Here is a 12,627-nt window from a genome sequence, read left to right as displayed (position 1 = left end):
AGAAAACCATGGCGACACAAGTACATCATCGCGCCTGTCATCTGTGCGAAGCCATTTGCGGCCTTATCATCGAAACCGATGGCACTGAGATTTTGTCGATCAAAGGCGACAAAAACGACCCCTTAAGCCGCGGGCACATCTGCCCCAAAGCCGTTGCCCTGCAAGATATTCATCAAGACCCGGATCGTTTGCGCCAGCCCATGAAAAAGGTCAAACAAGCAGATGGCTCTCTCCGTCACGAGCCTATCTCTTGGGATGAGGCACTTGATACCGCCGCCAACGCCTTGGCCGATTCGGTCGAACGCTACGGGGTCGACAGCATCGGCGTCTATTTGGGCAACCCGTCGATCCATAATTACGGCATGATGACGCACCAAGGTGCACTGTTCAAATTGCTGCGCACCAAAAATCGCTTCTCCGCAACGTCCGTCGACCAGCTGCCTCATCACCTGACCTCTATGTGGCTCTTTGGCCACAAACTTATGTTCCCTATTCCGGACATTGACCGCTCTGATTATTTCCTCATGCTAGGCGGTAACCCTGTGGCCTCCAACGGCAGTATTTGGACCGTGCCCGATATCAAACAGCGCATCAAAGATCTGAAAGCTCGGGGCGGCAAGCTGGTAGTACTCGACCCACGACGCACCGAAACGGCTGAAATGGCCAGCGAGCATCATTTTATCAAACCTGGCACCGACGCCCTGTTTATCCTCGCGGTAATGAACGTCATCTTCCAGGACGGTTTGGCAGATCTTGACCAACTGGCACCGTTCACCGATGGCGTAGAACTTGTCGCGGAGGCTGTGCGAGCTTTCACGCCTGAACTGGCCGCCCAACACACAGGAATCAGTGCAGCAACGATTACACGCATCGCCCACGATTTTGCCAAAGCCGAAAAGGCGATCTGTTACGGGCGCATGGGGGTATCCGTGCAACGCTATGGCGCTTTGAATCAATGGGCTATACAAATCATCAACATCATCACCGGCAATATTGATCGAGTGGGCGGGTCGATGTTCACTCTGCCGGCCGTCGATCAGGTGCGCAATACAGGCCCTGGGGGTTTTGCGCGTCACCATTCACGCAAGCGTGGCTTGCCCGAATTTGACCGCGAACTGCCATCAGCGGCGCTCGCCGAAGAAATCACCACCCCCGGCGAAGGGCAAATTAGAGTCTTGTTCACGGGCGCTGGCAACCCGGTGTTGTCAACACCTAATGGTCGCCAATTGGACGACGCGCTAGAACAACTCGACTTCATGGTGTCACTAGACCCCTACCTCAACGAAACAACTCGGCATGCGGATATCATCTTGCCACCGACGTCGCCCTTGGAACACGACCACTACGACTTGGGATTTCATGTGAATGCCCTGCGTAACACCACGCGCTACAACCCACCGGTATTCGAAAAGCCAGAGGGTGCACTGCACGACTGGGAAATCTTTGTCGGCCTGGGTGAACGCGTGGCGCAGCGCTTAGGGCTCGAACCACCAAAACGTATTCCACCCCACAAGATTATCGATGCCGGTATCAAAGGGGGACCTTATGGTGAAAACACCGAGCATAACCTCAGCTTACAGTCACTTATCGACCATCCTTCTGGTATCGATTTGGGTGAGTTAAAGCCGCTGCTACCCGAGCGCCTCCAGACCAAAGACAAACGCATACAGTGCGCTACCCCCGAGCCCTTGGCGGATCTACCGCGGTTGCTAGCTGAGTTTGCCGACGATACGAGCTCGAAGGATGAGTTTCGCCTGATTGGCCGGCGCCATGTCCGCGATTGCAACTCTTGGATGCACAACTACCATCGTCTGGTAAAAGGCAAGAATCGCTGTACATTGATGATGCACCCTGACGATGCCAAGGCAAAGGGGTTGGAGGATGGAACCGAAGTCAGCATTCACTCACGCGTAGGGGTAATTCACGCTCCGCTTGAGATTACCGACCAGGTCATGCCCGGCGTCGTCAGCCTACCGCACGGTTACGGCCACGACAGACAGGGCATTCAAATGGACATCGCCGTCGCCAACAAAGGGGTGAGCTGCAACGACATTACCGATCATGAATACATCGACGAGTTAAGCGGTAATGCAGCCGTCAATGGCGTGCCGGTGACCGTCGCAGCAGCCTGAGATCCAACCCACGAGCAAGCGGCGATCAGCGCCGCCTGCCCGCGGCCCACTTCCAATTCTGGTCAATCAAAGCTCAAGAAAGCACACAACCGATTGCACATGAGTTACACTGCACGGATCTGGCATTTCGAATAAAACATGAGCAAATCAAATCGCGACCTTCAAATGGCCGACATCGCTGCCTTAGCTGGGGTATCAAAGTCGACCGTCTCTAGAGCCCTGGCAGACTCGCCCTTGGTCAACAATAAAACTAAGGCGCTGGTTCGCAAAATCGCAAAGGAAAAGAACTACCGATTTAACTCCGCCGCACGTAACTTCCGAACCAAACAAACCCTGACCATTGCCGTCATTATCGCCGCAGCGGACGATGTGGAATGGAGCATCTCTGACCCTTTCTTTCTAGAGATTACCGCAGCGATAGCCGAGGCACTTGATCAACGCGGGCACCAGCTGCTGCTGACACGCACTCGTCCACAGCAGGCCGAATGGATAGAAACCTTTATCCGCAACCGTCAAGCAGACGGCGTTATTGTTATTGGACAGGGTTCAATTCACACACAGTTGAATGAGCTCGCCGAACAATTCGATGTTCTTTCGGTTTGGGGTGCCCCTGTGGAAGGCGGGCAGGCTTATGCACTGGCCGGATCGAATAATCTACAAGGTGGAAGATTGGCCGGTGAGCATATTGCCGAGACCGGACGAAAGAACATCGCATTCGTGGGTTATCAAGATCACCCAGAAATTGCGAGCCGCTTTGCCGGAGTGCAACAAGGTCTTGCCGAGCATCAATTGAGTATCAGCTCGGAGTTGGTCTTTGGTTCGCTAATGGATCGCAACACGGGCGAGAAAAGTTTAGAGCAACTCGTCAATCGCCGCGATGAATACGATGCAGTCATTGCCGCCAGCGACATGCAAGCATTTAAAGTCATGTCGGCCCTGCAAAGCGTCGGAGTGGATATACCCCGTGATGTCGCGGTGATTGGGTATGACGATATTCCCGCCGCTGCGATTTATCACCCGACGCTGACCACGATACGGCAAGATCGCTCAGCCGGCGCTGAATTGCTGGTCGACAATTTATTGAAGGTATTAGACGGAAAAGGCCCGAGCTGTATTGAACTCGAGCCTGAATTGATAATACGCGAATCAGCCTGATAGGGCCCCCGAAACTCAAGTAAGAATTTGGATGGCTAAGCGTTCTTGTTGCCCCAGTTTTCCTACATCGATAGCAAAGGAATAATCAAAGAACAAGCCACCGCTCTCGTCCATGGTGGTGAGCGGCGCCAGACAGACCAGCTGCTGCGCATCTGAATTGTATTCAAGAATCGTAGCACCAAAGCGACAACCCGCTCCGAGCAGTTCGCTACCCTCCAGCGTTGCAGGATTCCAAGGCCCTCGCAAATCATTGGCGTAGTAAAGCCGCAGATAACGATTGACCTCTTCCTCTGGTTGCGATTCATCAACGCGATCTGCCGTTGAGCCCAGGAGCAAATAACGCTGCGCCTCCGCGTCAAAAATGACTTTTGGCACTTCAAATTGCGTGAACAAGTCAGCATCGGGCTGACCTTTCTCCCGATTTTAGAACCATGACCTCGATGAGATTTCCAGTTAACCTAACGGGATGGAGATCTCAGTATGAAGAAGCGATACAGCGACGAACAAATCATCAAAGCCATCAAAGAGCATGAGGCGGGGGCCAAGGTTGAAGACATCTGTCGCAACCTGGGTATATCAAATGGCACCTTCTATAACTGGCGTAGCAAGTTCGCCGGTATGGAAGTCAGCGAAGCCAAGCGGTTACGGGAGCTTGAGAGCGAGAACAATAAGCTCAAGAGACTATTAGCCGACAAGCTCCTTGAAGTTGAAGCAATGAAGGATGTGCTATCAAAAAAGTGGTGAAGCCTGCTAGTCGCAAGCAGGCAGCCAAACACATGATCGCAGAACACCGCATCAGTGAACGAGCGGCCTGCCGGTTGGCGGGCATTAGCCGAACGGCCTACCGTTATCAGGCCAGACCAAGTAACGACGGAGCCCTGAGAGCGAGGTTAAAGGAATTGGCCGTTGATCAATCCGCCTATGGATATTTATTGCTGCACGGGTTGCTCAAGGCAGAGGGGTTGGTTGTTAACAGGAAACGTACTTACCGGATTTACACAGAGGAAGGCCTGCAGGTGCGCACTAAGAAGAGGAAGAAGCTCCAGCGGCCTCGCCAGCCAATGGAAGTGCCTCTGGGTGTTAATCAACGCTGGTCGATGGATTTTGTGTCGGATCAGCTGAGTAACGGGCGGCGCTTTCGTGTACTGAATATCGTCGATGATTATTCGCGAGAGATGGTTGGGCAACTGGTTTCTGTGTCGATTAGTGGTCGGCAAGTCGCTCGCTTCCTTGGTCAGTTAATTGAAAGCCGGGAACAACCAAAAACGATTGTTTGCGACAACGGCACGGAATTTACCAGTAAGGCCATGTTTTTCTGGAGCCAAGAGGCCGGAGTAAAGCTTGGCTTCATACAGCCGGGAAAACCAACGCAGAATGCTTTCGTGGAAAGCTTGAATGGAAAGTTTAGGAACGAGTGTTTAAACCGCCACTGGTTCCGGTCAATGGAGGAAGCTAGAGTGGAGATCGATCAGTGGCGGCACCACTACAACCACGTTCGACCACACAGTTCTCTGGATTATTTGCCACCTGTTGCATTCGCAAAACAGGCGGCGTAACTTTTGGACAATCTCATCAGAGCTGTGGTGCTAACTCTGGGGAAAGGTCAGGGCAAGGCAATGGGGTGGCATATCTCGATTAACTCGGGGACATCACCGGCTAAGCTTACACGGATGTGCCCCATTGCCGGAGTGCCGTTGGTCGCCTTCGCTGCGAACACCACATCAACGACTTTTCCCTCACCTGAATCGTGCAAATCAACAATGTAGGGATCTCGTAGCGCCAGAATCGAACCCCCGAGCTCGCCATCACGATGACCTAAGGCGTCTTGGCCGGCCAGAAAGTAGCCTTTCTCCGTGAGCTGATCGTGATGTTCATCCGCCATCAATACCGGCGTCATCACGCCATCAAATATCTGAGGCGTGCTCGATTTCCCCAGCATCAAGGATTGAACAAACGGACGCTCGGCATCAATCGCCCGTATTCCCGTGGCGGCAAACCAATAATCGCCCCCAGCGGTTCTGTGTGAATCACCACTCCATACGTTGCCCGAATCGGCACCATTGGCGCAGATGCCCGCCTGCTGAAAGACTCCGCAATCCGCCCAATGCTGACCGTTGTCAGACGACTCAAAATGATGAATGTGAAACTGGTGATCGTTGCGATGATCGGGGTTTATCAAGGAGCCTGTCGAGTCATACTTGTGCAGGCCCAAACAGTACAAATGCCATGTGCCCGGCTCGATGAAGGACCACGCGTCCCACAAGTAACAGTCAGCTAATTTAATGTGCGAAGAGGTCATGCTGAACCTTTGTGCGAATGTTTCAAAAAATTTCGTTCAAAGAAAGTGGGGCAGCTAGGTGCTGCCCCGACCTCGATCAGAAATCGTAACGAACACTGATAGATGTTGACCGACCACTTAAAGGACGTGCTCGAACAAAATCACCGGCTGCCGCAGCACTCTCTTCCGATTCCGTAATAACAAACTCATCGGTTATGTTGTTTACATTTAAGCTTACGGTTAAAGCATCAGACAGCTGGTAGTTAGCGTATACGTGGACTAACTGATACGCGTCTTGCTTCAGCTGATTGCTATCTTGAAGATAGAAGTCTGATGAACCGACCACCGAGGCACCGATCAGGCCGTTACCAAACGAGTATTCAGGCGAAATGGTGTAGATCATGTCAGCCTGACGACGCGGTGTATTACCCACTACCGACGCATTGGTGGCATCTTTTGCGATTTCGGCGTCGATCCATGTCAGGTTACCGTTGATGCGAAAACCATTACCAAAATCGTAGTCGCCCTCGAGTTCCAAACCGGTTGCCTCGTACTCGCGAACAAAGGTCAAACCACTGGTAATCTCCGCATTGGTCTCTTCAACCATGGTGTCGAACAAGGTTGCATAAAACGCCCAATCCTCGGCTTGATGCTTATAGCCCACTTCAAGCTGTTCGACGTTGTCGTAACCATCCGTTGTTGACGTTAAAGCGCCATTGGCCTGCAATGAACCTGCGACCTGAGTCAAACGATCAGCCACGGCACGACCGCCGTCGGAGTAGCGCACGAAGATCGATGCATCATCATTCAACATGTAGGTTGCACCAAAGGTGTAAGAGGTATTGTCAGCAGTGTAATTAACGCGAGTGACCGCAGCTGCATTGTCATTCAGCTGACGGACGCCGCCCGTAATGAACCCAGCAGACACTGCACCAGCGTTCTCTAACAGCGCATCTGAATCCAAGCGAGTTATCACACCGCCAACCACTTCATAAGAGCCTACCGAGCCATTGCCGTTAAGATCAACACTCGAATTACCACCACAGCATCCGTCTAAACGACGACCACTTGCTTTGGTCTCATCACGACGAACACCTGCCTCGATGTTTAAGCGATCATTCACCTCGAAAGCCACGTTGATGTATGGAGCCGTTGTCACGTACTCGAGATCCCAGTCCCAAGATAGGAAACTTTGAGTCAAGGCGCCATTGTCGGCTAGCATGACATCGACCGAGTTTCCATCCGCGTCAATGCCCGCACCCAGGGCTACGTAAGTGATATTCTGGCTACCCTTGCCGGCCAAAGTCTGCATGCGGGTGTGCCAGCTATTCCAAGTAATATCAATGTTCTGCTTCGAATAGTAATAACCGGCATTCACGCTAAAGCGATCAAAATCTTTGCTAAAGCTTAAATCGTTAACCAATAAGCCCACGTCATCAAATGTGGTGTCGAACAGTAAGTTCGTGAATGCTAGCTGATTTGGGTCAGCGACCTGACCGTCGACGAAGGCTGCAACGCCACCCGAACAGTCAATGGACACACCTCCGACGCTTGCGTCAGCACATAGAGCCGCACCTTTAGCGGCAATGGTTGACGTACCGCCGGCAAAACCGTCGGTGAAGGGAGAGATGAAACCACCTTCAACACTAGAATTCCGGAACTTGTTGTTTACAGTCCAGCCGTTGCCCAGGTCTTTATCAAACTCGAATCCGAAGGCTGAAACCTTAGACTCAATACCATCAGAGACGGCGCGAGATTTCGGGTTGCCATAGGGGTCGTAAGTGACAATGTTATTGGTCTGTACCGAGTGGAGCGTTTGCGAACTTGCATCGTATCCAGGAACTGCACCGAACGAGCCATTAGATTTGACCAGCACAGGCGATGGCAAATACGTTGTGACTTTATCGTCTAACTGTTTCCCATAAAAACGCAAATAGCCGTCTTTTAGCTCTTTGGTGATATTAAATTTAATCTGGCCACCGTTATCACCATTAAAGCCCGTTTCACGAACACCCTCACCATCGCGGAAAAAACCTGCAACATGATAAGTGATGTCGCTCGCCAAACTACCGCCGTACTCAAAATCGGTACGAAACTCATCGTAGTCAGCACCGATGGTAATACCGACGGCGCCAGCGTCATCGCCACCTTTTTTGCTAATCATGTTGATGATACCGCCAGGAGAGTTCGACGCTACAGTCGACGCCGAACCACCGCGAATCGACTCAACTCGACCAACGCTCCAGTCCGAGCGAATGAAGTTGTCCGTGTTGGCAAAGTTCATGTCGCCAAATTCTAGAACAGGCAAACCGTCTTCATGTAACTGCATGTACTTAGATCCACCTGTCGCGAGTGGAATGCCGCGAACCGTGATATTGGCATTACCATTACCGCCTGAACTTTCAGAGCGTATACCAGGTAAGGCACGGAACAATTCAGCGACTGATCGAGGCGATAGCTTTTCAATATCGTAAGAATTTAACGAGCTCACGGAGACACTCGCTTCTAATTTAGAAACGCCTTCTCTCGCCACACCAGTGACGATGACTTCCTCAAGCTCCTGCGAGTAGGTGTTGCTAGACAGTAACATCAGCGTAGCTGCAACAGCTGCACTGAGTGGGGATTTACGGGTTACCACTGTTGTGTATTGACGCATGGCGTCCTCCTTTTTCGTCTTGTTATTTTCGCTTATTCGCGATTTAAACCACAGCTACTACTACAACAAAGCAGCGTTACAACCGATTGCAACTTATTTTGCAACCGATTGCAATCTTTTTTTTTCGTGATACGATACAAACTCGAAAAATAATAGGAACGCAGTCATGGATACGAACCGCTCTATCAGACTACTGACGTATCTGATGTTTTTTATTTTCGCCATGACGACAGACGCCGTGGGCGTAATCATCCCTGTCATCATTAAAACCTTCGATTTATCGCTCACTCAGGCCAGCGCATTCCACTACGGCACCATGATCGCTATTGCCGTTAGCGGTATCGGTTTGGGTTTTTTGTCTGATCGATTTGGACGAAAAGCGATCATTATACTTGGGCTTGGTTTGTTCGCTGCATGCTGCTTTGCCTTCGTGATCGGGTCGTCTTTCACACACTTTCTGGTGTTAGTCACACTATCGGGCTTAGCCATAGGTATTTTTAAGACGGCAGCCATCGGTCTAATGGGGGATGTATCACGGTCAAACGTCGAGCACACCCGAACCATGAATATGGCAGAAGGTTTTTTTGCGGTAGGTGCCATCATTGGCCCCGCCATCGTCAGCTATTTACTCAACCAAGAGGTCTCTTGGATTTACTTATACGTCATTGCCGGCGGTTTTGCGTTGACTTTGGCTGTGATTGCCGCGAGAACACCCTACCCTCCAACGACGTCCACAGAGCAGGACAAGACTTCGTTAAGCGACACACTTGCCATGCTGAAAGACCCATACGCACTCGGATTTAGTTTGGCGATTGCACTGTACGTCGTAGCGGAAGCCGCTATTTACGTGTGGATGCCGACCTATTTGCTGGACTACGATGGCAGTGTCCCAATGCTCGCAACCTACGCACTGTCTATATTTTTCGTATGCCGTGCTTTAGGCCGTTTTGTTGGTGCTTACATCTTACACAGGTTTGCTTGGCAAACAGTTCTTATGTTGTTCAGCGGTGCCGTAGCGCTGTGTTATGTCGGAGCAATGATATTCGGTGTCAACGCCGCCGCAGTCTTATTACCTATCTCAGGGTTGTTTATGTCGGTGCTTTACCCAACAATCAATTCGAAAGGGATTTCTTGTTTCAGGCCTGCCCAACATGGCGCAATTGCCGGTGTTATCTTATTTTTTACCGCGGTGGCGGCAGCACTTGGCCCCATGGTGATGGGCATTCTGGGTGATATGTTTGGGCAAGTGTTTTATGGCTTTGTGTTCACGGCAGTCTGTGCAGTGACTTTGTTTGCCCTAAGCTTCGTCAATTGGTGGCTGGACCCGACACAAAGTCGGCTGGCTGAAGGGCAGGCAAATTTATGAGCCAAGCTATTTTCGCAGCGATAGAAGCTGGCGGCACCAAATGGCTGGTCAGCGTTGGCTCCAGCCCAGAGACAGCCGCACAAACCCGAATCCCGACCGAGCATCCGAAAGTTACAATGGGTGCAGCGGTCGACTTCATTGCCGAGCAAATCAAGCAGCAAGGCGCTATCCAAGCCATCGGTATTGGCAGCTTTGGCCCCATCGGGATCAACCCAAATGACAGCGACTACGGCGTGATCGGAAAAACACCCAAGCCACATTGGACGGGTGCCGACCTGTTAAGTACGTTTTCCCAGTTTAATGTCCCCCTAAAGATCGAATCTGATGTTAACGCAGCAGCATTAGCCGAAGCCAAATCACTGCTACCTCAAGATAATGGGCGCTTAATCTACATTACTGTGGGCACGGGTATTGGTGCGGGCGTAGTCGATAACGGACAAGTGAGTAATGGTGTGCATCATCCAGAAATGGGCCATATTCGACTCCCGCATCACCCCGACGATAACTATGCGGGGCACTGCCCGATACACGGTGCGTGTCTTGAGGGACTCGCCTGCGGCCCATCGATTATTGATCGTTGGGGTAAAGACTTGAGTGCGCTTGGCAGCGCTCATCACTCGCACGATATTATCGGCTACTACTTGGGTAGCTTTGCCGCCAATTTACTACTGACCTATGCGCCCAATTACATTGTCCTTGGGGGTGGCGTCTCGCTGACCGATGGCTTGCTGAACCGCGTGCGCCTTAGCGCTTTCGAGCAATTGGGTGGATATCTCGGCCGGTTCCATCATGTCGACGAGTTAAGCACGGTGATTCAGTCACCCAGTCTAGACATCTTATCGGGGATCTCGGGTGCTTATCTCCTGGCTGAGCAGGCTTTACAAGCGGCATCCGTCTAGCGTATTGCATCGTCTGTCGGCTAAACCATAGCCGACTTTAAGGATACCACTGAGCTCAAGTCTTACGGTTCAGGCTTATCATTTCCACGCCCGAGGCTATTTCCGTTACACTCTACATTCAGATTGCAAAGCAGCCGATACGCTGCGCATTCCATAAGCAAGCACTGCAGAGGCAACAATGAGTATTACGGATCTAGCGTCTATCGAGGCACTTGAGCGACAAAACCCAAACCCCTTCGAGCATTTAACATCGACCTACCAAATGATTGCCGATGGTGCCGCGCTTAATCCAAACAACACCGCCTTGTCGTTTTTTATCAGCGCCGATACTTACGCTACGCCCTCCACATGGACTTACAGCGAATGGTTGCAAGACATCACGCGCGCGGCTAACTGCTTTCGCCGTTTGGGCATAGGTCGAGGTGACGTCATTGCCTATGTCCTGCCCAACCTACCCGAAACGCACCTGTGTATTTGGGGAGGTGAAACCGCGGGCATCGTGTTCGCAGTCAATAGCCTGTTAGAAGGCGACTCAATGCGTCAACTGTTAGAGAACGCCAAAACACAGTGGATTGTGACTTTAGCACCAACACCTAATCCAGAAATTTGGGATCGGGTCGAGGAAGCTTTGTCACTCTGGAGCAACGCCAGCACCAAACCAAAAGGTGTTTTGGCCATCGACCCACTGCGTCACCTACCCGGTGCACCGCAGGGTACCGCAAGAGTAGAACGCAGCGCTGGGCTTCCCGACTCAATCGCAGGCTTGCCCGTTTTGGATTTCCACCAAGAACTCGCCAAAGAATCGGGCCAAGCGCTAGACTTTGAGCCTCCTCAAGCGCAAGACATTGCCTCTTATTTCTGCACAGGCGGCACCACGGGATTACCTAAAATCGCCCGGCACACCCACCGCAACGAAACCGCCAATGTCCTGCAGTTAGCCGCGATGGCGCCCAAATTGATGCAACCTGGCAAGACGCTGTTTACGTGCCTGCCTTTGTTTCATGTCAATGCACAACTTGGAACAGGGCTTGCCGTATTCGCTTGTGGCGCGCATTCGCTTCTGGCACCGCCGGCAGGTTATAGAACACCGGGACTCATGGAAAATTTCTGGGCTATTTGTGCGCATCATCAGGTCGCTTCATTCTCGGGCGTGCCCACAGCATTTGCTGGCTTGCTGCAGGCCTCTACGCAGAGCCACGATTTATCGTCTTTAATGTACGCGATTTGTGGCGCGGCACCCATGCCCGTCGAGCTACTGAATAAATTTGAAGCCGCCACCGGTATGAAGGTGTTAGAGGGCTATGGCTTGACCGAAAGCACAACGGTGGCCTCGATCTGCCCCGCCGATGGCGAGCAACGGGTGGGGTCCATTGGCATTCGAATCCCGTGGGAACAACTCAAAACAGCCGTCTTGGATGATCGTGGTGCCTATGTGCGCGATGCAAACACCGATGAAATTGGCGTCATTATTTTAAAAGGGCCGAACAAATTTGCCGGTTACTTGGACGAGGCGCAAAACACAGGTGCTTGGGTCACTATTCCCGACGACCCCGAGACCTGGCTCAACACCGGTGACCTTGGACGCATTGATGCCGACGGCTACATCTGGCTAACCGGACGTAAAAAAGAGCTGATCATTCGGGGCGGTCACAACATCGATCCTAAAATGATTGAAGAAGCATTAGCCGCGCACCCTGCCGTTGCCCTTTCAGCTGCCGTAGGCCGCCCAGACAAACACGCAGGCGAAGTTCCCGTTGCCTATGTCCAAGTAAGCGAGGGCGCCACCGTATCCGCGGAAGAACTGCTGACCGACCTCACCGCGCGATTGTCAGAGCGCGCAGCGATACCTAAGGACGTTATTATTATCGATGCACTGCCACTAACGGCGGTTGGTAAGACCTTCAAGCCCGCCTTGGTGATGCGAGAAATTGAGTATGTGGTGCGCAATGAAGCTACGCAGCTAGGTATTGACCTTAACGCTGTCGTGGTAGAACAAGACAACAAACTGGGAATTGTCGCGCACATCACGCTGCCCAGTGACAAGCATCAGATGCTCGAGGAAACCTTGGCTCTGTACACCTTTAAAACAAGGCTACAGTCATCCGACTAATCGCGCGGGCGCTGGCATGATTAGCCCAGCC

General features: G+C 51.9%; 9 protein-coding genes. 6 read left to right on the top strand and 3 right to left on the bottom strand.

The genetic code is table 11. The annotated features are described in order from the left end of the window. Positions 1-8 precede the first annotated feature (8 nt). Entirely contained in the window at positions 9-2,132 is a 2,124-nt protein-coding gene (locus EYZ66_RS02385) for a molybdopterin oxidoreductase family protein (protein WP_009575573.1), read from the top strand. A gap of 138 nt (positions 2,133-2,270) precedes the next feature. Beyond that, the gene (locus EYZ66_RS02380; RefSeq protein WP_009575574.1) at positions 2,271-3,287 is read left to right on the top strand and encodes a LacI family DNA-binding transcriptional regulator; all 1,017 of its coding nucleotides are present in this window, start codon (positions 2,271-2,273) and stop codon (positions 3,285-3,287) included. Positions 3,288-3,302: 15 nt separating this feature from the next. Here EYZ66_RS02380 and EYZ66_RS02375 read toward each other — a convergent pair whose 3' ends face one another. Beyond that, a complete protein-coding gene (locus EYZ66_RS02375) occupies positions 3,303-3,680 on the bottom strand; it encodes a hypothetical protein (protein WP_160195581.1) in 378 nt (125 codons plus the stop codon). 87 nt (positions 3,681-3,767) lie between these two features. Between EYZ66_RS02375 and EYZ66_RS02370 the strand changes: the two genes are divergently transcribed. After that, positions 3,768-4,843 (top strand): IS3 family transposase gene (locus tag EYZ66_RS02370; RefSeq protein ID WP_160195580.1). Its coding sequence is split into 2 segments (ribosomal slippage): positions 3,768-4,017 and positions 4,017-4,843, totalling 1,077 coding nucleotides; the frame shifts between segments, so codons are not numbered across the junction. 47 nt (positions 4,844-4,890) lie between these two features. Here the strand turns inward: EYZ66_RS02370 and EYZ66_RS02365 are convergent. Both EYZ66_RS02365 and EYZ66_RS02360 read right to left on the bottom strand, forming a co-directional pair. Continuing rightward, positions 4,891-5,586, bottom strand: a complete 696-nt coding sequence (locus EYZ66_RS02365) for a glycoside hydrolase family protein (RefSeq protein ID WP_160195579.1) — start codon at positions 5,584-5,586, stop codon at positions 4,891-4,893. Between the two features lie 76 nt (positions 5,587-5,662). Beyond that, the gene (locus EYZ66_RS02360) at positions 5,663-8,221 is read right to left on the bottom strand and encodes a TonB-dependent receptor domain-containing protein (RefSeq protein ID WP_009575576.1); all 2,559 of its coding nucleotides are present in this window, start codon (positions 8,219-8,221) and stop codon (positions 5,663-5,665) included. A 166-nt stretch (positions 8,222-8,387) separates the two neighbouring features. On the opposite strand from EYZ66_RS02360, the gene EYZ66_RS02355 reads away from it, so the two are divergent. From EYZ66_RS02355 to EYZ66_RS02345, 3 genes are all read left to right on the top strand, one after another. Next, positions 8,388-9,587 (top strand): MFS transporter, encoded by a 1,200-nt coding sequence (locus EYZ66_RS02355; RefSeq protein WP_009575578.1) that lies wholly within the window; start codon positions 8,388-8,390, stop codon positions 9,585-9,587. Continuing rightward, positions 9,584-10,486, top strand: coding sequence for an ROK family protein (locus tag EYZ66_RS02350; RefSeq protein WP_160195578.1), 903 nt, complete (start codon positions 9,584-9,586; stop codon positions 10,484-10,486). Before EYZ66_RS02355 ends, EYZ66_RS02350 begins: the two co-directional genes overlap by 4 nt. Positions 10,487-10,664: 178 nt before the next feature. Beyond that, entirely contained in the window at positions 10,665-12,596 is a 1,932-nt protein-coding gene (locus EYZ66_RS02345) for an acyl-CoA synthetase (protein WP_009575580.1), read from the top strand. Positions 12,597-12,627: the final 31 nt, after the last annotated feature.

The organism is Aequoribacter fuscus, assembly GCF_009910365.1.
GTDB classification, from domain to species: Bacteria; Pseudomonadota; Gammaproteobacteria; order Pseudomonadales; family Halieaceae; genus Aequoribacter; species Aequoribacter fuscus.
This window is presented reverse-complemented; position numbering and strand designations above follow the sequence as displayed.

Bases quoted from the DNA above. Each gene is read 5' to 3' on its own strand.
- EYZ66_RS02385 (WP_009575573.1), top strand. From the start codon at position 9: ATGGCGACACAAGTACATCATCGCGCCTGTCATCTGTGCGAAGCCATT.
- EYZ66_RS02380 (WP_009575574.1), top strand. From the start codon at position 2,271: ATGAGCAAATCAAATCGCGACCTTCAAATGGCCGACATCGCTGCCTTA.
- EYZ66_RS02365 (WP_160195579.1), bottom strand. From the start codon at position 5,586: ATGACCTCTTCGCACATTAAATTAGCTGACTGTTACTTGTGGGACGCG.
- EYZ66_RS02360 (WP_009575576.1), bottom strand. From the start codon at position 8,221: ATGCGTCAATACACAACAGTGGTAACCCGTAAATCCCCACTCAGTGCA.
- EYZ66_RS02355 (WP_009575578.1), top strand. From the start codon at position 8,388: ATGGATACGAACCGCTCTATCAGACTACTGACGTATCTGATGTTTTTT.
- EYZ66_RS02350 (WP_160195578.1), top strand. From the start codon at position 9,584: ATGAGCCAAGCTATTTTCGCAGCGATAGAAGCTGGCGGCACCAAATGG.
- EYZ66_RS02345 (WP_009575580.1), top strand. From the start codon at position 10,665: ATGAGTATTACGGATCTAGCGTCTATCGAGGCACTTGAGCGACAAAAC.